At 33.4% G+C, this 20,702-nt stretch carries 27 protein-coding genes; 17 read left to right on the top strand and 10 right to left on the bottom strand.

Going from position 1 to position 20,702, the window contains the following annotated elements:
• Positions 1-11: 11 nt before the first annotated feature.
• The 6 genes from EDD66_RS12730 (at position 12) to EDD66_RS12705 (ending at position 5,662) form a co-directional block, all read left to right on the top strand.
• Positions 12-503 carry a DUF6530 family protein gene (locus tag EDD66_RS12730; RefSeq protein WP_123609969.1) on the top strand — a complete coding sequence of 164 codons (492 nt, stop codon included), beginning with the start codon at positions 12-14 and terminating at the stop codon, positions 501-503.
• A 315-nt stretch (positions 504-818) separates the two neighbouring features.
• Positions 819-2,933 (top strand): AAA family ATPase, encoded by a 2,115-nt coding sequence (locus EDD66_RS12725; RefSeq protein ID WP_243115353.1) that lies wholly within the window; start codon positions 819-821, stop codon positions 2,931-2,933.
• Positions 2,934-2,982: 49 nt separating this feature from the next.
• On the top strand, positions 2,983-3,354 hold the full coding sequence (locus EDD66_RS12720; RefSeq protein WP_123609968.1) for a GIY-YIG nuclease family protein: 372 nt from the start codon (positions 2,983-2,985) through the stop codon (positions 3,352-3,354).
• Between the two features lie 72 nt (positions 3,355-3,426).
• Positions 3,427-3,819: an iron chaperone gene (locus EDD66_RS12715; protein ID WP_123609967.1), complete on the top strand. Its 393-nt coding sequence runs from the start codon at positions 3,427-3,429 to the stop codon at positions 3,817-3,819.
• Positions 3,820-3,873: 54 nt separating this feature from the next.
• On the top strand, positions 3,874-4,968 hold the full coding sequence (gene splB / locus EDD66_RS12710) for a spore photoproduct lyase (RefSeq protein WP_330511181.1): 1,095 nt from the start codon (positions 3,874-3,876) through the stop codon (positions 4,966-4,968).
• Between the two features lie 37 nt (positions 4,969-5,005).
• Entirely contained in the window at positions 5,006-5,662 is a 657-nt protein-coding gene (locus EDD66_RS12705; protein WP_123609966.1) for a phenylacetate--CoA ligase family protein, read from the top strand.
• Positions 5,663-5,720: 58 nt separating this feature from the next.
• Here EDD66_RS12705 and EDD66_RS12700 read toward each other — a convergent pair whose 3' ends face one another.
• Positions 5,721-6,203 carry a hypothetical protein gene (locus EDD66_RS12700; protein WP_123609965.1) on the bottom strand — a complete coding sequence of 161 codons (483 nt, stop codon included), beginning with the start codon at positions 6,201-6,203 and terminating at the stop codon, positions 5,721-5,723.
• Positions 6,194-6,409 carry a helix-turn-helix transcriptional regulator gene (locus EDD66_RS12695; protein ID WP_123609964.1) on the bottom strand — a complete coding sequence of 72 codons (216 nt, stop codon included), beginning with the start codon at positions 6,407-6,409 and terminating at the stop codon, positions 6,194-6,196. The genes EDD66_RS12700 and EDD66_RS12695 overlap by 10 nt, the downstream gene beginning before the upstream one ends.
• 173 nt (positions 6,410-6,582) lie before the next feature.
• Here EDD66_RS12695 and EDD66_RS12690 point away from each other — a divergent pair, with 173 nt between their 5' ends.
• The 4 genes from EDD66_RS12690 to EDD66_RS12675 all read left to right on the top strand — a co-directional run bounded on the left by EDD66_RS12690 (position 6,583) and on the right by EDD66_RS12675 (position 8,832).
• The gene (locus tag EDD66_RS12690; protein ID WP_123609963.1) at positions 6,583-7,248 is read left to right on the top strand and encodes a TetR/AcrR family transcriptional regulator; all 666 of its coding nucleotides are present in this window, start codon (positions 6,583-6,585) and stop codon (positions 7,246-7,248) included.
• Positions 7,249-7,309: 61 nt separating this feature from the next.
• Positions 7,310-8,131 (top strand): SDR family NAD(P)-dependent oxidoreductase, encoded by an 822-nt coding sequence (locus EDD66_RS12685; RefSeq protein ID WP_123609962.1) that lies wholly within the window; start codon positions 7,310-7,312, stop codon positions 8,129-8,131.
• A gap of 58 nt (positions 8,132-8,189) precedes the next feature.
• Positions 8,190-8,618: a hypothetical protein gene (locus EDD66_RS12680; protein WP_123609961.1), complete on the top strand. Its 429-nt coding sequence runs from the start codon at positions 8,190-8,192 to the stop codon at positions 8,616-8,618.
• Between the two features lie 34 nt (positions 8,619-8,652).
• Entirely contained in the window at positions 8,653-8,832 is a 180-nt protein-coding gene (locus EDD66_RS12675; RefSeq protein WP_123609960.1) for a CPC_1213 family protein, read from the top strand.
• A 125-nt stretch (positions 8,833-8,957) separates the two neighbouring features.
• Here the strand turns inward: EDD66_RS12675 and EDD66_RS12670 are convergent, their stop codons facing one another.
• Complete coding sequence (locus EDD66_RS12670) at positions 8,958-9,236, bottom strand: hypothetical protein (protein WP_123609959.1); 279 nt, start codon at positions 9,234-9,236, stop codon at positions 8,958-8,960.
• A 278-nt stretch (positions 9,237-9,514) separates the two neighbouring features.
• Here EDD66_RS12670 and EDD66_RS12665 point away from each other — a divergent pair, with 278 nt between their 5' ends.
• On the top strand, positions 9,515-11,110 hold the full coding sequence (locus tag EDD66_RS12665) for a Na/Pi cotransporter family protein (RefSeq protein WP_123609958.1): 1,596 nt from the start codon (positions 9,515-9,517) through the stop codon (positions 11,108-11,110).
• Between the two features lie 75 nt (positions 11,111-11,185).
• On the opposite strand, the gene EDD66_RS12660 is transcribed toward EDD66_RS12665, so the two are convergent.
• From EDD66_RS12660 to EDD66_RS12650, 3 genes are all read right to left on the bottom strand, one after another.
• Positions 11,186-11,599 carry a MerR family transcriptional regulator gene (locus EDD66_RS12660; protein WP_123609957.1) on the bottom strand — a complete coding sequence of 138 codons (414 nt, stop codon included), beginning with the start codon at positions 11,597-11,599 and terminating at the stop codon, positions 11,186-11,188.
• Positions 11,600-11,645: 46 nt separating this feature from the next.
• Complete coding sequence (locus EDD66_RS12655) at positions 11,646-12,818, bottom strand: iron-containing alcohol dehydrogenase (protein WP_123609956.1); 1,173 nt, start codon at positions 12,816-12,818, stop codon at positions 11,646-11,648.
• A gap of 194 nt (positions 12,819-13,012) precedes the next feature.
• The gene (locus tag EDD66_RS12650; RefSeq protein WP_123609955.1) at positions 13,013-13,762 is read right to left on the bottom strand and encodes a 3'-5' exonuclease; all 750 of its coding nucleotides are present in this window, start codon (positions 13,760-13,762) and stop codon (positions 13,013-13,015) included.
• Between the two features lie 214 nt (positions 13,763-13,976).
• Here EDD66_RS12650 and EDD66_RS12645 point away from each other — a divergent pair, with 214 nt between their 5' ends.
• Positions 13,977-14,339, top strand: coding sequence for a VOC family protein (locus EDD66_RS12645; protein ID WP_123609954.1), 363 nt, complete (start codon positions 13,977-13,979; stop codon positions 14,337-14,339).
• 38 nt (positions 14,340-14,377) lie between these two features.
• On the opposite strand, the gene EDD66_RS12640 is transcribed toward EDD66_RS12645, so the two are convergent.
• Positions 14,378-14,836, bottom strand: coding sequence for a YgaP family membrane protein (locus EDD66_RS12640; protein WP_123609953.1), 459 nt, complete (start codon positions 14,834-14,836; stop codon positions 14,378-14,380).
• 188 nt (positions 14,837-15,024) lie between these two features.
• Between EDD66_RS12640 and EDD66_RS12635 the strand changes: the two genes are divergently transcribed.
• From EDD66_RS12635 to EDD66_RS12625, 4 genes are all read left to right on the top strand, one after another.
• Positions 15,025-16,602, top strand: coding sequence for a GTP-binding protein (locus EDD66_RS12635; RefSeq protein WP_330511178.1), 1,578 nt, complete (start codon positions 15,025-15,027; stop codon positions 16,600-16,602).
• Between the two features lie 65 nt (positions 16,603-16,667).
• Positions 16,668-16,835 carry a hypothetical protein gene (locus EDD66_RS18905; protein ID WP_330511177.1) on the top strand — a complete coding sequence of 56 codons (168 nt, stop codon included), beginning with the start codon at positions 16,668-16,670 and terminating at the stop codon, positions 16,833-16,835.
• An 84-nt stretch (positions 16,836-16,919) separates the two neighbouring features.
• On the top strand, positions 16,920-17,498 hold the full coding sequence (locus tag EDD66_RS12630) for a chromate transporter (protein WP_123609952.1): 579 nt from the start codon (positions 16,920-16,922) through the stop codon (positions 17,496-17,498).
• Positions 17,485-18,048, top strand: a complete 564-nt coding sequence (locus EDD66_RS12625) for a chromate transporter (protein ID WP_123609951.1) — start codon at positions 17,485-17,487, stop codon at positions 18,046-18,048. The genes EDD66_RS12630 and EDD66_RS12625 overlap by 14 nt, the downstream gene beginning before the upstream one ends.
• 57 nt (positions 18,049-18,105) lie before the next feature.
• Here EDD66_RS12625 and EDD66_RS12620 read toward each other — a convergent pair whose 3' ends face one another.
• Genes EDD66_RS12620 through EDD66_RS12610 form a run of 3 tightly spaced genes read right to left on the bottom strand, consistent with a single transcriptional unit; the run spans position 18,106 to position 19,712 of the window.
• Positions 18,106-18,720, bottom strand: a complete 615-nt coding sequence (locus tag EDD66_RS12620) for a DedA family protein (protein WP_123609950.1) — start codon at positions 18,718-18,720, stop codon at positions 18,106-18,108.
• Positions 18,721-18,746: 26 nt separating this feature from the next.
• On the bottom strand, positions 18,747-19,388 hold the full coding sequence (locus tag EDD66_RS12615) for a hypothetical protein (RefSeq protein ID WP_123609949.1): 642 nt from the start codon (positions 19,386-19,388) through the stop codon (positions 18,747-18,749).
• A gap of 9 nt (positions 19,389-19,397) precedes the next feature.
• Positions 19,398-19,712, bottom strand: a complete 315-nt coding sequence (locus EDD66_RS12610; RefSeq protein ID WP_123609948.1) for a PadR family transcriptional regulator — start codon at positions 19,710-19,712, stop codon at positions 19,398-19,400.
• Between the two features lie 172 nt (positions 19,713-19,884).
• On the opposite strand from EDD66_RS12610, the gene EDD66_RS12605 reads away from it, so the two are divergent.
• Positions 19,885-20,649 carry a MerR family transcriptional regulator gene (locus EDD66_RS12605; protein ID WP_123609947.1) on the top strand — a complete coding sequence of 255 codons (765 nt, stop codon included), beginning with the start codon at positions 19,885-19,887 and terminating at the stop codon, positions 20,647-20,649.
• Positions 20,650-20,702 lie beyond the last annotated feature (53 nt).

The raw sequence follows: 20,702 nt of genomic DNA, 5'->3' as shown, positions 1-20,702 counted from the left end.
GAGGAATTATAATGAAAATCCCAACTTCCCTAAAACATAAGCCAGTAGTGGTTGTTGAAAATTATGAAAATGTAGACGGAAGACAAGCCTATAAATCAGATGCCAAGGGCCTCTCCCTTGGACTTGCCCAATGGAATGATCGCGGAAAAGTTGATATTTCTGCTAAAGTTTGGCGTTATACAGGAGAAAAATGGTCCCGTCAATCAGAGGAATTGCCTATGCATAGAATCATTGACATGGCAATTTTAATCTGTAAGGGAAAACAGCATTTTCAAGATGCATATCGGTATCCAAAACTTTACGATGAGAATAATACGGTAATAGACAGGGTTGGATTGCAGGGAGATGCAATGACAGTAGAAATAGATACGGATAATCCAATGATTGATGAAGATATTAAATTATTTTCAGAAGCCTTAAGCCGTGATGATGAATTAATGGCAGAGAGATTACATGTACTTGCAAATCTTTTAATTGAGATGGGCTACGGACACCGCAGATAATTTGAAGAAAAAAGGTTGTTATACATAACGTATAACACCCTTTTTTTGTTAATAGAAAAGTCAACCTTGTTCGAGCATCTCGTCCTATATGAACAATAATGAGTTGTTACAGTTCAGCCATAAAGTGAGAAGTCGCTTCTTCAATTAGTAATTTACTAAATTACTAATTGACAAAACAAACAGTTAGTGATATTATCTGGTGTATTAATACTAATTTACTAAATTACTGAATTACTAATCGAATATTAATGATACTAAATGAAAGATATAAAACAGACAGTATTAGAAGCATAAGTTAATTAAGGAGTAAAAGTGATGAATCAAATGAATAATAGAAGAATAAGTAACAAGTCTTTAGGAGAATTCCGGCTGACTCTTTCCCGCACATTAACAGCAGATGAAAAAGCCTGTGTAATAAAGCTTCCATCCTCCCATCGAATTACAGAAGAAGAAATACGTATCTGTAAAGAAATAAAGAATAATTGGCATAATCCAGAAATGAAGGTTTCTAACATTCTCATAGAGGGAGACGCCGGTTCCGGAAAAACGGAGGTCGCTAAGGCAATGTCTGCCCATTTAGGAATACCTTATACGAAAATCACTTGTTTTGCAGATATGGACAAATCAGATGTGCTTGGCTCTATACTGCCTGTGATCGATGATAAGGAAACAGGGGAACAACCTGCATACCGATTTTATCCATCTGAAATTATCCGGGCATTTCGCAATGGCTACCTGCTGGAAATACAAGAGCCAACAGTGATTCGTGATGCAGCAGTTTTAATGGTTCTCAACTCTGCCTTAGAGTTGGATGGCAGTATTAACCTGCCAACGGAAGTGGTCCACAGACACCCAGATTTTATTGTTGTAATAACAACGAACCGAAATTATACCGGCTGCAGACCGCTTAATGAAGCATTAAGGGATAGAATCCAACATGCGGAGAAGATGGATCTGCCAGCCAAAGAAGTTATGATAGAACGAACCATTGGAAAAACGAATTATAGTAATATAAAGGTATTAAACATTTTAGCAGACATAATTGTCCTTTTAGACAAAACAGCAAAGGCAAATGGAATAAAAGGTGTGGCAGGCATGCGCTCTCTTTTATATTGGGCAAATTCAATTGGGAATGGGGAAGATATATATCACTCTCTTTATCAAAAAGTAATATATAAAATTACTACAGATGAAGAAGAAATTAAGATTTTAGAAGAAGGATTAGCAACTAAGGATTTAATAAAGAGTCTTGAGGACGTTACACAGGAAATACAAAAAGAAGCAGAAGATAAAAAAAAACAGAATTCTGAATCGATAGAAATCCGGACATGGGGAAATATTGAAAACTTTAATATAGACAGGGATAGGGAATTAGACGACAAAGCAATCGCCCTTAGAAGATCAGCCAATAGTGAAGAGAGTACAGCTGAACTTTTGGAGACCTCTGGAGGTATGGAAAGTTCAGATTCAGGAGAATATGGCTCGCCTCAATACCACCAGGCAAATCCAGAGAATAAGAAAGGGATAAAGAAGCAAAAAGAGAATGAAAAACAAAAGGAACAAGAATTTCGAAAGGAATTAAATCATTTTGCCAGGGAACTTGCAAAAAAGTCTGTCCATAAGGGAGTAAAAATCCTTGTCCATCGTCCTGAATATAATCCTGAATATGAACTGGAATACAAGAAAGTAAGGAATGAACTAATGCCGGTTGTAAGGGAGATTGCCAGAAAAACATTGCCTTTACTAGAGCATGAAGTCACCAATGATTTTACACGAAATCATTATTATGGCAGTAAATTTCAAGCAGACCATGTTGTTTATCAGGATTTTAGGAATTTTTCTAAAAAGCGTCCTCCCTCAGAAGAACCTTCTCTTGTAGTTGGTTTACGAATAGATGAATCAGCATCCATGTCAGCGTTTGGCAGACTGGAGGCAGCAAAACGGGCAGTAATAGCTGTATATGAATTTTGCGAAATATGTGATATTCCTGTTTTGATATATGGGGATACGGCAGATGTCTCTAAACTTGAACAAATGTCTGTTTTTGCTTATGCAGACTATGAGAAAAAAGACCCATCTGATCCATATCGCTTCATGGGGATCCGTGGCAGAAGCAATAATCGAGACGGTATGGCTCTAAAAATTATTGCAGAGCGCTTAATTACTTCTAACAGAAGGACGAAGCTGCTTATTAGTATAAGTGATGGCCAGCCAAAAGCGATGAAAGATTATACTGGTAAAACAGCGATTTTAGATATGCAAAGTACAATTGCTGAATACGAACGGAAAGGTATCACATTTCTTGCAGCTGCAATAGGTCAGGATAAGGATATTATCAGTGATATTTATGGAAATGAAAGGTTTTTAGATATTACTGATTTGAAAGAGTTTCCCACAAAATTAGTACAAATCATAGCCAGATATTTATAACCTGGAAATACACAGCAAATTAAGTTTCATTTAATGAAAGGAGTTAACAATGGATAAGCAAAGACGTAAGGAATTAATAGAGCAGTATAAGGAGATAAAAGTATATATGGGAGTCATTAAGATTACCAATACAATAAATGGTAAAGTATTCATAACTACTTATCCTAATTTGAAGAACCGCTGGTTCACCCTCAGGATGCAGTTAAATATGGGAAGACATGCAAATTTTGAGCTACAAAAAGATTGGAATGAACTTGGTGAAGAAGGATTTATTTATGAGGTAATTGAGGAAAAAGAGGTGAAAGAAGATACAGATACAAAATGGGAGCTAAAGCAAATGGAAGAAAACTGGTTGGAGAAATTACAACCCTATGGTGAAAAAGGATATCATAAAATGAAACCTGATTCAGATATGATTTGAATTATAGCTGAATTATGATAAAATATATCTAATATTCATGCTATGTCAGAACGATAAAATGGAGGATAAAATATGGATGAGAAGAAAATCAATTCAATTGAAGAATATATTCTGGAGTTTCCACCAGAAATTCAGGAGATCTTGAATAAGGTAAGACAAGTTATTAAAGAGGCTGCACCTGAGGCACAGGAGAAGATAAGCTGGGCTATGCCGACCTTCGTGCTTTACGGAAATCTTGTACATTTTGCAGCCTATAAAAATCATATTGGCTTTTATCCGGCTCCCAGTGGAATCGAAGCTTTTGAACATGAATTGTCTGAATATAAAGGAGCGAAAGGTTCTGTACAATTTCCCCTTAATAAGCCAATTCCTTATGAATTAATAAAAAAGATTGTTGAATTTAGAGTAGACGAGAATAAGAAACTGGCAGAAGAAAAGTTAGAAGCAAAAAAGAAGAAAAAATAAAGGAAAAATTCATTCCGTTAAATAGTATTAAATTTCTATATTGGCGAAAACTAGGTGTATATACTTTATTATTTTAAGAAAGGAGTAGATAATACAGCCTGTTTTCGCTGTTTTATTTATATTATTATGTTTTCACCAAAAAGAATTATATTTGAAAAAGATGTACTAGAGCATGATATGGCTAAGGAAATCTATCATAAGTTTCAGGATGAGAGAAAGATAGAAATTATAAATTTAACATCAAATAAATTAAAACAGCATATTCCCGGAGAGGATCTATCTGCCCAGTACAAAGAGGGTAAGAAAACATTAGTGATTGGGGCAAAGAAAAGTTTAAAATTCCAGACATGCAAACCTTCTGCCCATTATCAGCTGCCTTTAGTCTCTGGATGTATGGGACAGTGCCAATACTGTTATCTAAATACTATGCTGGGAGACAAACCTTTTATAAAGGTTCATGCAAACATTGATGAAATCCTTAATCAGGCTGAGAAATATATTGAAGAAAGGATACCTGAGATTACAATTTTTGAAGGGGCTGCCACATCTGATCCGGTTCCCGTTGAGCCTTACACTCATTCCTTAGAGAAAGCAATAGTATTCTTTGGAGAAAATCCATATGGAAGATTTCGTTTTGTAACAAAATATAATGATGTAGATACCTTATTAAATCTGGAACATAATGGTCATACAGAGATTCGTTTTAGTATTAATACTTCTTCTATTATTGATGAATATGAACATGGAACTGCATCCCGGGATAAAAGAATTGAAGCTGGTATAAAGGTTGCAAAGGCAGGATATCCTATAGGATTTCTGATAGCACCTGTATTTATTTATCCTGATTGGAAAGAAGAATATCATGATTTATTATTGAATTTAAGTAATAAACTTACAGACGATTTAAAATATCCGGTAACATTCGAAGTGATATCCCATCGTTATACGACAATAGCGAAAAACAGAATTCTTCAAGTTTTTCCAGAAACGAAATTACCTATGAATGAGGAAGAACGTAAATTTAAATATGGACAGTTTGGATATGGAAAATATGTTTATCCAAAGGAAATCATAGAAGAGATAAAACAATTTTTCACAAAAGAGATTGAAAGATTATTTTCAAATAAAGAGGTGAAATATATTATTTAGAAGTTTTTGGAAGTAAAAAAATTTTTATATTTATCTTTTGGAGTACTGTTTAAAGCGATTAGCAAAACCAGAAGAAGAAATTTCAGCAACTGATTTTTATCAACTGATCTTTGATAGTATGGATAAAAAGATGGAGTCATATCGCAAATATGGTGAATGTTTGGGGCAGCATTTTCATGTGAATGATGACTGGATCATTGTGGAACCAGTTGATAAAGATAATAACCCGATAGGAGATGGGGAAAGAGCAGATAAATGGCTGCTTACAAATCTATCAAATTTTACTCAGCCGTTCATTCGATATGAGATAACCGACAGGATCATATTGCATAAGGAAGGGTGTGAATGTGGGAATCTATCTCCTTGGATCGAGATAGAGGGAAGAACGGATGAGATTTTAATTTTTAAACATATAAGTGATCAAAAGGATGTTAAATTAGCGCCCCTTGCTTTCTATGCCATATTAAAAGAAGTTCATGAAATAAAGCAGTTCCAATTAGTATTACATGAAAATAATAAATTGGAGCTTAGGTTAATTGGAGATAATAAATTATTAAGTTTTGAAAAGGCAAAAGATAAATTAGAAAAATATTTATTACAAAATGAAGTATCCCCAGAAATTTATTTGTCGGACCTTGAACCGAGGAGGCATCCCCAGAGCGGAAAGTTTAAACATGTATATAAGGAATTTTAAAATAATAATAATCCGGGTATCGTATGATCTTACGACACCCGGATTATTATTATTGGGATTATAATTTTTTATTAAAGTAAAATATAAAAATTATATAAGAGAATAAAAATAGCATTGTTACTCCCCAAAAGCAGTAAAAAACAGCTTTACTGTATAAACCGGCTACCAGCATACCAACATAAGAAAAGACAAGTACCATGATTGAAGCACACCTCATTGCTTTTTGCTGTATGAAAATATTTCTTTCATCCTGGCTGTATAAACGGCTTTTCTTAAGTGCAGATTCATCTTTTAACAATTTTTTATTCTTAATAATTAATGCGATACTAACTCCTATGAGACCGGACCCTATTCCATTATATACTCCACTCATAAAATCATCTTTAGATATGATATTTGTCAGTTCATTGATAATGGCAAATGCAAAAGTTACAATACCTAAAATCATAATGAATATAAATACTTTTATTTTTTGTTTTATTACCTTTTTATATTCTTCATTTGTTGCTGCTTTCGTATTGGTTAATAAATTTACCAGCATATATTTTCCTCCTCTAAATCAAAAATGAAAATCTCTTCAATGGACATATTAAAAAATTGTGCAATCTTATGTGCAAGTATTAGAGAAGCATTGTACTTGCCATTTTCCAGCGAAATAATGGTCTGTCTGGTTACTTCTACCGCATCGGCCAAATCACTTTGGGTTATTTTTTTCGCCTTTCTTAATTCCTGTATCCGATTTTGCAAATAATCACATCCTTAATAAATATTGTATAGTTCACTTTACATTTATAGTATAGTACCCTTTACATAAAATATCAAGTGCATTTTACATTTTTAATTTAAATTCAGATAGCTTGACAGTAATTAGAAAAGATGATAAGATTTGAACGAACGGTCAAAAAAATAAGGAGTAAATTATGTATAAAGGAAATAAAAATTATGAAGTGAAAGATTCTATTTTAAAAGCATCTGAAAAATTATTCGCTGAAAACGGATATGATGGCACCAGTATTTCTCAAATAGCCAAAGAAGCAGATATTACGAAATCATTATTATATTATTATTTTGAAAGTAAGGACAAAATCTTAGAAGAATTGTTCTCAAATTATCTGGCCTCAACAATGGAAGAAAAAAATAAGATTATTTCAAGTGATCTTACGGAAGATGAAAAGATCAAGAAATCTATGGAAAGTGGATTTTCATTTTTATTTAATAATAAAAATATCATTCGTATCCTTTTATTAGAAATGCTAAAAGATAACGAAAGAAAAAGAAATTTAATGAATATAATAGAAACCATATCACCGGAAAATATATTCCATTTGGAGTCCTTTAAAGAAAAAAAAGAAAATTTAGAGCAGTTTGAATCGTTTGCTTTTTTCTTTGGATTGGCTCCTATTATCAGTTACATGCTTTTGGGTGACATGTGGATTAAAAATAATAATATAAGTGAGGAAGATTTTCGGAGTCAGTTCATTTCTATGGCTTCCAATGCATTTTCTAACTATTTGACAGGTTTTGATCATGATATTTTAAAGTCTATTCATGAATCACTCGATAAAGGTTTAAAAAAACTATTATAAAAATAGTTTTTTTAATATATAAGTTTGACCAATCGTTCAAAAATAAAAGGAGGATATGATTATGAAACAATTTAAAGATAAAATTGCAATAGTTACTGGTGGAGGAGCAGGAATTGGAAGATCTATCTGTGAAGAGATGGCAAACGCAGGAGCAAAGGTTATAGTTGCAGATATTAATGAAGAGAATGGAAAAAAGGTAGCAGAGGGAATTGAAAAGAATGGGGGAAAAGCAGAATATAAACGTGTGGATGTATCTTCAGAAATCGAAGTAAAAAAGCTTATAGAAGAAATTGAAACGGGATATGGCCGTATAGATTATATATTCAATAATGCAGGTATTGCAATTGGAGGAGATGCAAGAGATATTAAGCTGGAACAGTGGAAAAAAGTAATGGATATTAATTATTATGGTGTTTTATATGGATCTCTTTATGCATATCAGGTTATGGCAAAGCAGGGATTTGGACATATTATTAATACATCGTCTGCAACAGGTTTAATGCCACAGCCAGGAAATTCTCCATATTGTGCAAGTAAGCATGCTGTGATTGGCTTATCTTTATCCTTACGTTATGAAGGAGCTGATTTAGGAGTAAAGGTCAGTGCAATATGTCCAGGGCATGTTCAAACAGATATCTATAGAAATATGGAAGTAGCAAAAGTCCCAAATGAAAAAATGGTTGCAAGTTTACCAGTAAAGGCCATGGATACCAAAGAAGCTACCTCAATTATATTAAATGGGATCATAAAGAATAAAGATATTATCATTTTTCCAAAGAATGTGGCCTTTGCATGGCGATTAAACCGTTTCTTTCCCGGGTTATTAGATAAAGCCTGGTTAGAAAAAATCAGAAACATTCGTAAATTAAGACAAGAAAATTAATTTTATTTACGAATGTAGTTGTATTTTTCGGAGACAATATCTATTAGGAGGCGATATTGTGAATGGAAATGCAGAATTGCTAAATTTTATATTCCAAAACTCTCAAATGGGAGTAAACACTATTAATCAACTATTAGATATTGTTGAAGATACTAATTTCAAGAAGCATCTTAGGGACCAATTAAATGAATATCAAGAGATCAATCAACTGGCTATGGGCAAATTAAATGAAAATGGTTACGATGAGAAGGGTATCAGTGCTCTGGAAAAGCTTAGAACGTATATGATGATAAATATCCAGACCTTAACGGATAAATCTACTTCACATATAGCCGAGATGTTGATTATAGGAAGCAATATGGGGATTATAGATGCAATTAAAAATCTCAAAAAATATAAGGATGGCCAAAATGATATTGTCGGGCTAATGGATAGATTGCTTAAGTTTGAAGAAAATAATATGAAAGAACTAAAGCAATTTCTATAGTTTGCCTTATAGGAAAAATATTGGAGGTATTCATATGACAGATAATAAGATGAAAAGTACAAAGAATAAGAAAAAGGAAGATGGCACATTTCATTCCAAACACATTAAACATGATCCACAGGCAGAAAGTGCCAGAGCCGTATTTGGGAAAGATAATGAGACTGGTGAAATGAGAAAGGATAAATGGTCTTCTGCTGAATATAGTGAAAAATAAATTATTTATTTAAAAAAGGTATCCTGGGGTATAACCTCAGGATACCTTTCTTTCATTTACAGGTTCAACTTTAATAGTCTTATCTGCTTTCGTATTCACTATCAGTCCAAATTAATAGTAATATATTATTCCATTGAATTATCGCTGCCTTGTGCAAAATCAAGTATTTCTGAAGTTGAGAGAGCCATGCCGTTCTCCATTTCATCCAAACCATCATCCCGATGGACCAGGTTGTCTAATGGAGCTTCGCTTTTTGCCGGTTCAGGACAAAAATCACCATTCCTGCCAACAATACGCTCACCTGTGAACGGAGAGAAGGTACCTTTTTTTAAGTCATGTTTTTCAATAATATCTTTCTCAATTGGTATATTACCTGATTTTGTTTCAATATATAAATCTTTCATAGAACCTCCCTATTCATTTTGAATCATCAATCTGTCTATATAAAATATTTTTATTGCTAAACATTATATATCTCTCCTTTTTCTTAAGATATATATATTTTTTGCAATATTCAGCAGAATATTCCCAACAAAAATACGCAGATTTATAATATGAGCTATAAAAAATAGTAATATTTCAGTGTATTTTTAAAAATATTTATTGCTATACGATGATTTGTCGATTACAATAAAAATTGTGTGATTAAACTTATGAATAAAAACGTGGAGGTTTTATACAAATGAAGATTACCGATATCTTTCTTTTACTTGGGGGATTAGCCTTATTTTTATATGGTATGCATATAATGGGGGAAGGACTTGAATTAGTAGCAGGCAATCAATTAAAGAGGATTTTAGAAAAACTGACTACCAACCGTTTTATGGGGATGCTGGTCGGCTTGGTTACTACTGCAATTATTCAGAGCTCATCTGCAACAACAGTAATGCTGGTTGGTTTTGTGAATGCTAAGTTAATGAACTTAACTCAGGCGGTAGGGGTGATTATGGGTGCCAATATTGGTACAACCGTAACCGCTCAGTTGATTGCTTTGGATATTAAATTAATAGCGCCAGTTATTGCATTTCTTGGTATCATCTTTGTTTTATTCTCCAAAAAGAAGAAAACAAATTATATCGGTCAAATTTTGGTGGGCCTGGGGATGTTATTTATCGGTATGGGATCTATGAGTGATGCCATGTCACCTCTACGTGATATACCAGAATTCAGACAATTTATGACTAATTTTAGCAATCCATTCATGGGAATTTTAGCAGGTACTGTTTTTACCAGTCTTATTCAAAGTTCTTCTGCTAGCGTTGGTATATTGCAAGCACTGGCGGCACAGGGACTGCTTGGTATTGATGGCGCTATGTATGTTGTATTTGGGCAGAATATTGGTACATGTATTACATCATTGCTTTCTTCCATAGGTACTAATAAAAATGCAAAAAGAGTAGCAACTTGTCATGTGTTATTTAACGTTATTGGAACAATCATATTTGTCGTTGTGAGCTTTATGCTGCCTTTGGACGAATGGATGATTGCATTAGCACCAGGTGATGTAGTGAAACAAATAGCAAATCTTCATACGGTCTTTAATTTATCTGTAACACTTCTTTTATTACCTTTTAGCAACCAATTGGCTAAATTATCTACTTTAATAATTAAAGGAGAAGATAGTGTAGAAGATGGAATGAAACTTGAATTTATTGAAACAGGGAAATTCTTAGACTCTAATATTTCCATTGCTAATGTAGAAGCTGAGCTTAACCGTATGATAAGTTTATCAAAAAATAATCTGGAATTAGCTATGTCTGAATTCAATAATCCTGATAAGAATATGTTAGGAAAAGTTAATTATCAGGAAGAGATCATAAACTTCCTGCATAGAGAAATTATAAAAAGTATAGTAAAGACAAATTCAATGCCTTTGGCAGAAAGTTCAGCGGCACAATTAAATCATTTTTATATTATAACCAACAATTTAGAGAGAATTGCAGACCACACCCAAAATATAGCAGAACATGTTCAACATTGTCAGGAACGTAAATTTATCTTCTCATCAAAAGGACTGGAGGAGCTAAATCTAATGAAAAAAACAGTTCTAAATATGTTTGGTATAGCAATGGATAAGAATTTAACACATGGCGAAAGACATGAAAAAGTCTATATGTTAGAAGAGCAGGTCGATAATTATACGACTAAGTTTAAAGAAAATCATATTGACAGAATGGCAAAAGGTGATTGTGATTTTGAAACTGGTATCGTATATGATGAGATGTTAACAGATTTAGAACGTATTGCAGACCATTTAATGAATATTGCTGAGGCATAAGAGTATTATACTTGAAATAAAAAAGAGACTGTTCCATTTCCAGTCTCTTTTTTATTTTAGGATTTGAAGAGTAATTTACAATTCATCCTCTGGCAATTCACAACCATTTTTATGGATGGATTCCGTACCCGCAGCAACAGCTGTTTCGTAATACCATACTTTATGATCTATCTTTTTTTTATAACGTTCTAATTCAGCAATCTGTTTTTCTACATGCCTTTGATGTTCTTTAAATAATTCAAGACGTTTTTTTAAGGATGAATCACCTTGCATACACCACCCAATAAAATCACGAATTTCTTTTATGGGCATACCAGTGTTTTTAAGACAAGTGATGACCCCTAACCATTCAAAATCATCATCTTTAAATTTCCGGATTCCAGTAGGAGTACGATCTACAAAAGGCATGAGACCTTCTTTATCATAATATCTTAATGTATATGTTGTTAATCCTGTTTTTTCTGCTACCTGACTAATAGTATATGTCATATTTGCCTCCTAAGCTAAGGAAAATCAAGTCAGCTTGATTTATTTTTTATTTAAAGGAAGCTTCCATAATTTTTAGGGCATCTGCATCAGAAATATCCACTGGATCGACTTCAAATAAACCACCCATAGTATCTCTTGCTTTTGCTACATATTGTGGAAGTTCTTCTCTTCGTATATTATAATCGGACATTTTTAAATCTGCAACCCCGCATGCACGTTGTAGATCAGTCAGGGCATCTACAAAGTCCATTGGTCTTGCAGCATTTTCTTTCCCCATTGCCTTCGCCATTGCTATCATTTTATCATCACATGCACCACTATGAACAAAATGTTCATAATAAGCTTTACTTATCATAATAAGACCGGCACCGTGTGGTAATTTAGGCTGATAAGCGCTCATGGCATGTTCCATAGAATGTTCAGAAGTACACCCTGATGTGGTTTCTACAATACCAGCCAGAGTGTTTCCTAAGGCTATTTTTGCTCTTGCATCTTCATCATTTCCATCTTTCACAGCTTTTGCCAGGTTTCTTCCGATTAATTCAATTGCTTTTAACGCAAACATATCACTTACTTCATTTGCATAACGATTAATATAACCTTCCGTGCTATGGAATAGGGCATCAAATCCCTGATAAGCAGTAAGATCATCAGGTACTGTCAGCATTAAATCAGGATCAACAATAGAGAGGTAAGGAAAAGTATCATCATAACCGAACCCGATTTTTTCCATGGTTTCCTCTTTGGTGGTTACAGTCCAGGGATCTGCTTCTGTACCAGTACCGGCAGTCGTAGTGATTGCAACAATAGGAAGAGGTTTGTTTGGAACAGGCTGCCCTTTTCCAGTTCCCCCAGAGATATAATCCCAGTAATCACCTGGATTCGTAGCCATAACTGCAATTGCTTTTGCAGAATCGATACTGCTTCCTCCTCCAAGGCCAAGGATGAAATCACAGCCATTTTCCCTGGCACATGCAGCACCCTCCATTACATGGCTTTTGATTGGATTTGGTAATATTTTATCAAATACAATATGTTCTATGTTGGCTTTATCCAGTTCTTTTTCCACACGTTCAAGATAGCCGTTGGATCTGGTGGATTTACCGGAAGATATAACGATAAGAGCCTTCCTGCCCGGGAGTTTTTGCTCATGTAAATTGTTTAATTGTCCTTTTCCAAAAAGGATTCTTGTTGGCATGTAATAATTAAATTGATTCATAAAAACCTCCTTATTCATTTCATGATATTATTTGATAACTGCCATCTGTAACGCTCTAGTTTCTAAAAGGAGAGTGTCACAGCTATAAGTGAAGCCCTAAATTCAGTTGTGGTTCAAACTTCATCTGAATTCAGTTTCACTGGATATATCATAACAGTTAGAGTGAACTCTAAGTCAATATATAAATATAACTTTTATAATGTTTTTGCAAATTGGTTTGTTCTACCCATTTTATATGCCAGTTTAATCATTTCCTGTTCCTCTGAATTCATTTCCCGACCATACATTTTTTCAAATTGCTTTATTAGTCCATAAAAATCAATGGTTATTTTTTTAGGTCTTGGTTTTATTGGCACAAAGTTTGGATCATAACGATTTGGCAAGATCAATGGGTGATATACTTTTTTGAATATTTCTGCGGTGTAATAGGCATCAGAAAGGGCATCATGAAATTTATAAGTTGTTGGTATATCCAGAATTGATACTGCATTTTCCAAACTTAACAGTTCTTTTTTAGAAATACCAACATGTAGAGAAGTAAAGGGTTGTATATTAATATACCTATCAGGTACATTTTTATGATCTATTTGATGATAGGAGATGTTACGATAGAGTTCCTTCATATCCGAAGTTCCCCAGGTACAAAGAATACATTCTTCCTGTCCAATAAAATCAAGGAATTCTTTAAATACTACAGGGAATGATTTCTCTTTTTCCAGCTCCTTCATAGTTATACCGGTTAATTCAGTAATAAATCCGGCAATATTAGTATAAATGACCGGTTTTATTAAGTGATTGAATGTAGCAATTGTCTTGTAATCAATATCCAGTTTTAATGCACCTATTTGTATGATTTCAAAAGGGAACCGTGATTTATCTTTATAATATTCCTTCAAAGAAGTAATATCCTGATTAAACTCTAAGTCAAATACTATATAATTCATCATATACCTCGTATGGCAGTTTTTTCTATTCTTATTAGTATAATCTATAATCTTTAATTATATTATTACTTTGGAAAGAGTGTAAAAACATATTATATTAATTAATTTAAAGTGTTATAATAAATGAAACTGGGTAATTGGGAAACTAAGAATATTCAAAGCTTTGGAGTTTCCCAATTACCTGATGAATGAATCAAATAAAAGGAGAATTAATATGAATTTTTGCTGGATTACATTAAGAGTGGCTGATATGGAAGAGTCTTTGAAATTTTATCATGAGATATTAGGATTACCCATTTGTACAAGACATGGAGGACCTGATATGGAAATAGTAATGTTAGGAGAAGAAGATAAACCTAAAATTGAATTACTATATGATAGAAATAGCGAAGTCCCTATTAATGCAAAAGGATTATCTATTGGTATTGAAGTAGAGTCTCTAGATGAAACATTGAATTATGTAAAGGAAAAGGGGATTTCAATATATAGGGAGCCATTCTCTCCCAATCCCCACGTCAGGTTTTTCTTTATCAAAGATCCAAATGGTATAGAAGTTCAATTAGTGGAAAATAAGTAAGAAAGTGACCAAAAGAAGCGGTTTGCCGCTTCTTTTGGTCATTTTTCTGCCCTCAGTAACATTTCTGGAATATCTTTATTACCATTGCTTTGCTCAAAATCTCCACGCAACATTTTTAATACAATTCTTTCATTGTTAATCTCTTCTGAGGTGCGAATACCAGCTTTTCGCAGGAAAGGAACGGAAGGACACCATCCCATTAAAGCATTCTGCAGAAGAAATAATCCAATGACAGCGGTAGCCAGAAACCAGCATTTTCTTGTTTTTAATCCAAGCAAAGAACACATAAGAATACAAAAGCCAGCTTTTGCTTCCTGGACTCTTTCAGAATCCCATTCATAATCCAGTTTTTTGATACGTTCTGATATTAATTCCTTACTACAGTCCTTATAAAGATTTAAGCATTGTATCGTTTTATTTCTGATACATGCATTTACATTAGGACTGGTAGACTGGGCAACTCTCTTTGTAGTAGCAGCAAGTATACTGTTGATCATAATTACATATCACTTCCTTTAATGTATTTTTTATGTATTATTTCTAAAAATTTCTTTTTCATACGTTAAAAATAAAATCAATTAAGCCGACTTAATGCAGACATTGTTATTTAATGAAAATATTGTTATTATGAAAGTAATCAATAATTATAAAAATTTGTAGTTTTTTAAAAATCAGGAGATATAATATGAAAAAAACAATTGGTATATTAGCCCATGTAGATGCAGGTAAAACTACATTTTCTGAACAATTACTTTATCATACGGGAAGTATAAGAAATCTTGGAAGAGTGGATAATAAAACCTCATTTTTTGATACGGATACGATAGAACAGAACAGAGGGATCACTATATTTGCTGATCAGGGAGTATTTACATATAAAGGGGATACCTATTACTTGATTGATACCCCTGGACATGTGGATTTCTCCGGAGAAACGGAACGTGTTATATCTTCCTTGGATTATGCTGTTTTATTAATTAGTGGAAGCTCAGGAGTACAAGCTCATACGACAACTTTATTCCGATTATTGAAGGCTTATAAAATACCAGCATTTTTCTTTATTAATAAATGTGATGTAGAAGGTTTCTCTCTGGAGAATATTCTATGGGATATCCAAGATAAGTTAACAAAAGATTGCCTTCATCTGTATAGTTTGGATTTGGATCAAATAGCGATTGCTGAATTTGTGGCAGAACGGGATGAAACTTTTATGGTAAGTTATCTTGATAATAATTATACAAAATCTGCTTTGCAAAAGACCTTGATTGAACTTGTAAAAAAGCAGGAATGTTTTCCTGTCACATGCGGGTCAGCGTTAAAAAATATTGGCATTGATCTTTTTATGGAATTATTCTCTAGTCTATCCCATACTGATTATGAAGAACAAATAAGAAATACTTTTTCTGGAAGAATATTTAAAATTCGTCATGATGATAGTGGAAACCGGTTGACTTTTGTGAAAGCTTATTCGGGGAAATTACAAGTGAAAGATGAATTTATATTTGAAAGAGATGGAGAAACTTATAAGGAAAAAGTAAATGAAATTCGAATTTATAATGGAAGTAAATTTGAGAGATCAAATATCATTGCAGCAGGAGATATTTTTGCAGTTGCAGGTTTAAAAACTCCAACTTGTGGATCTATATTAGAAACCGGAAATGTATGGAGTAATATGAATGAGAAATATTATTTGACATCAGCCCTGCAGTCCAGAATAAAAATACTGGACAGTACAGATATAACGAAATGTTTAGAAAAGATTCGCTTATTGGAGGCAGAAGATCCTATGTTGTCTGTATCCTTGCAGGAAGAGAATAAGGATATATTGGTCCAGGTCATGGGGAAAATCCAGCTGGAAGTATTAGAAGAAACTATTCATAAGAGGTTCGGCATCCTGGTTTCTTTTGAAAAGCCACAGGTGCAATATAAAGAAACAATTAAATCTGCTGTGATTGGTTACGGGCATTTTGAACCATTAAGACATTATGCAGAAGTTCAATTAAGATTAGAACCTAATCCCAGGGGTATAGGAATGACATTTGCAAGTGAATGCCATGTAGATAATCTGGCATTAAACTATCAACACCTCATTGAAACACATATATTTGAAAAAGAACATAAAGGTATTTTAACAGGATCTTCCATTACAGATATAAATATCGTTCTTCAGGATGGACGTGCCCATATAAAACATACGGAGGGCGGAGATTTTAGGGAAGCTACCTACCGGGCAATCAGGCAGGGATTAGAAGAGGCCCGGTAGAAACCTTTGTGGACTACAGTGTTACACTTATTTCATTCACCAAAGGGAAAGGAAGCATAAGTTTTATGTTTGACGGCTATGATATTTGTGAGAATGAGAAAGAAGTCATTGAGCAGATTGGATATGAGAAAGAAAAAGATACGGTGAATACTTCCTGGTCTGTATTTTGTGCAAAGGGAACGTCCTTTACAGTGCCCTGGTATGAAGCAGAAAATTATATGCATACCATTTAAATATATGTGCATGATACTCTATCATACAGAATTTAAATTGAGAAAACATGAGAACAATAAAATTATAAAGAAATCAGGGATTTAATGAGTGAGAAAAAACAATTACTAAAATCAATATTTATATCAACCTTTTATCTAAGTGCCTTTACGTTTGGCGGTGGTTATGTAATCATTACTTTGATGAAGAAGAAATTCGTGGATGAACTAAAATGGATCGATGAAAATGAGATGCTAAATGAGACTGCTATCGCTCAATCGGCACCAGGGCCGATCGCAGTGAATCTATCCATATTATTAGGATATAAATTGGCCGGAATATTAGGAGCAGCGGTATCCATACTTGGTACGATCCTTCCTCCATTAATCATTCTTTCGATCCTTTCTTTATTTTATACAGCTTTTCGTGATAACATCATAGTAAATGCAGTCTTAAAAGGGATGCAGGCAGGTGTGGCTGCAATAATAGCAGATGTGGTTCTTCAAATGGGGCAGGATATTAGGAAAGAAAAGAATATATTATCGATATTTATCATGATTGGAGCATTTATAGCTACTTATTTACTAAATATAAATGTGATGTATATCATTCTTGGATGTATCTTTATTGGGATTATGAAAGTTTTACTTCAAAAGAGGAGGAGAACAGGGAATGATATATCTTGAATTATTTTTTAGTTTTTTTCAGGTAGGTCTCTTTAGTATTGGTGGTGGATATGCTGCATTACCATTGATTCAAGATCAGGTTGTACAAAATCATGGATGGCTTACCATAGCAGAATTTACTGATCTGATTACCATATCCCAGATGACGCCAGGACCCATTGCTATCAATTCAGCCACATTTGTAGGGATAAGAATTGCAGGATTACCAGGAGCCATTACTGCGACCTTAGGGTGCATCCTGCCGTCTTGTATCATAGTTTCCATATTAGCATATATATACTTTAAATATCCGGACATTCCTCTAATGAAAGAAGTACTGGGTATATTACGTCCAGCTATTGTGGCATTAATTGCATCTGCCGGACTTGAAATTTTAATCGTATCTTTTTGGAATGAAAATGGATTTAGTCTTGAAATCAGTAAATTAGATTTTATATCTGTAGGAGTATTCATATTAGGAATATTTTTATTACGTAAATTCAAAATGAATCCTATCTCTGTAATGGCCATTTCCGGAATTATTGGAGGAGGTTTACATTTAATTATGTAGTTAAGAGAGCTGTTTGAAATGAACCAATAAGGCGGTCATTCTAAACAGCTCTTTTTATCAGGATATTTTTCTCGATCTTTTAAAATACCATAAACAAACGATGATAACACATAAAACTCCAAGTATTGCGTAAGTAATATGAGAATATACATCCATATAATTAAGGATGGTGCCCCATGATTCCCCTAATGCTGCACCGGCAAAAATGAGTAATGTATTCCAGATGAAAGTGCCTAAAGTAGTGTAAAGCAGAAACAAATTAAATTTCATATTTGCCATACCGGCAGGAATAGAAATCAGGCTGCGAATTAAAGGAATCATTCTGCAAAAGAAGATTGTTCGATACCCATATTTTTGAAACCAGGAATCTGCTTTTTCAATATCACTTACTTTAATTCGTAGAATATGCCCCCAGCGATTTATTATTTTTTCTAACATCTCAACGTTAAATATACGACCAATACCATAAAGTATGACAGCACCGGCAACAGATCCTGCCGTGGCATATAAAATTACTCCCAGGACAGTCATTTCCGTTGTGGTAGTCATAAAACCACTGAAGGTAAGTATGACCTCAGAGGGGATAGGTGGAAAGATATTCTCTATCATAATTAAAAGGAATGTTCCAAGATAACCAAAGCGTTCCATTAAATTTATAATCCAATTTTCCATAATATATTCCTCACAATCTTATATAATTAGCGGTCATTATTTGTTTTCTTTGATATAATTGAATCCAGTAGTTTATAAAGAAAGAATGAGCCGGTAAATCCAATACAATATGAAATCAGCATAAATTGTATAGCTGAAAAAAGAAAAGGGCTTTGTTTTAATATCATTGGCATAAATTCTAATAGAGTGGCCACAGTGATACTTAGTAAACTATATCCTATTAAATAGTAGTGAATCGGCAGATTAAAAAGGCTGCTGTTCTTGGATAATGAAGTAAATTCCTGGACTCTAAATTGATTAATTGCAGTTTGAATTGATTCTTCTTTGGTTTTGCCTTGTGATATGAGATCGGAAGAATAGTCTTCTAAATAACCTTTCAATTCTAGTTTTTCTTCTTTACTTATTAAAAGATTTTCAACATAAGTGTCAATATTATCGTATTTTTTATAATTTGCACTTATTTTAATATGGGCAATGTAATTTAAGATACTCCAAACTGTGGCAGAAATAATGGTAAAGCCATAGGTCATCCATTGATATGCCAATGAAATATTGGTATGATTTTTATCGTAATATAATGAAAAAATAAAGGCGCACATGGATATTAATAGCAGCCATGGGTATCTTATATCTGTAAGATTAAATAATTTTTTTAAAGTTGTATTCATAACATCCTCCTAAATGAATTTTTCAACGATTTGGACAGTTTCCTTCCAGTCATGGATAGAATTAATCAGAACATCTTTTCCTTGGTCCGTGATCTTATAATATTTTCTCCTTCCCCCATTGGATTCGTCGCCCCAATAAGAAGTGATCGCATCTTGTTTTTCCAATCTTTTTAAAGATAAATATAGAGTTGCTTCCAGAATCTCAAAAGCTCCTTCTGTTTTAAGCTTTATGGTCCTGGAAATCTCATATCCGTAATTATCCTTTTCCTTTAAAACACTAAGGATAAGAATATCAATGGTACCTTTTAACATTTCTTTATTCAAATTTGTCCCTCCTTTAAGTACTTAAAAATATTAAGTACTTTGTATAAATGAGTATATATTAAATTACTTAATAATGCAAGGTAATTTTAAAAAAAATAAAAAATTATTTAAAATACCTGTTGACATTCACGTTACGTCAAGGTGTATATTGATTATGCAAGGAGGGAAACACATGGAATATACAGTGCAAAAGCTAGGAAAACTGGCAGGAGTCAGTACCAGAACATTAAGATATTATGATGAAATAGGAATTCTTAAGCCGGCAAGAATCAATTCATCAGGATATCGGATCTATGGTCAGCATGAAGTGAATAGGTTACAACAAATATTGTTCTATAGGGAATTAGGTGTAAATCTGGAAAGTATAAAAGATATTATGACTTCGCCGAATTTTAATGGAGCAGAAGCACTTAGAGAACATCGTGAAAAACTCCTGGAAAAAAGAGAACAAATCAATATCTTAATTGCTAATGTGGAAAAAACAATAGCAGAGACAGAAGGGAGAACGAATATGAGTAATAAAGAAAAATTCGAAGGCTTTAAGAAGAAAATGATAGATGACAATGAGAAGAAATATGGTAAAGAGATCAGAGACAAATATGGTGAGGAAACTGTAGAAAAATCCAATGCGAAACTTATGAACATGACAGAAGAAGAATATCAAAAGATGGAAGAAGTCAGTAAGGAATTACATGAAACTCTAAAAGAAGCTTTTGCAACGGGAGATCCCGCAGGGAAACTGGCACAAAAAGCAGCCAGACTGCATCACGAATGGTTGGGATTTACATGGCCTGCTTATAGCAAAGAGGCTCACGCCGGCCTTGCCCAGATGTATGTGGATGATGAAAGATTTACTGCATATTATGATAAAGAACAGCCTGGAACAGCAGAATTCTTAAGAGATGCAATCTATATTTATACTGGAATGAATAAATAAAATTTATATTATTTCAAATGTAAAGGATGAGGTATTTTATGATACCTCATCCT

Origin of the sequence: Mobilisporobacter senegalensis (assembly GCF_003752155.1) — a bacterium.
In the GTDB taxonomy this organism is placed as follows: domain Bacteria; phylum Bacillota; class Clostridia; order Lachnospirales; family Lachnospiraceae; genus Mobilisporobacter; species Mobilisporobacter senegalensis.
This window is presented reverse-complemented; position numbering and strand designations above follow the sequence as displayed.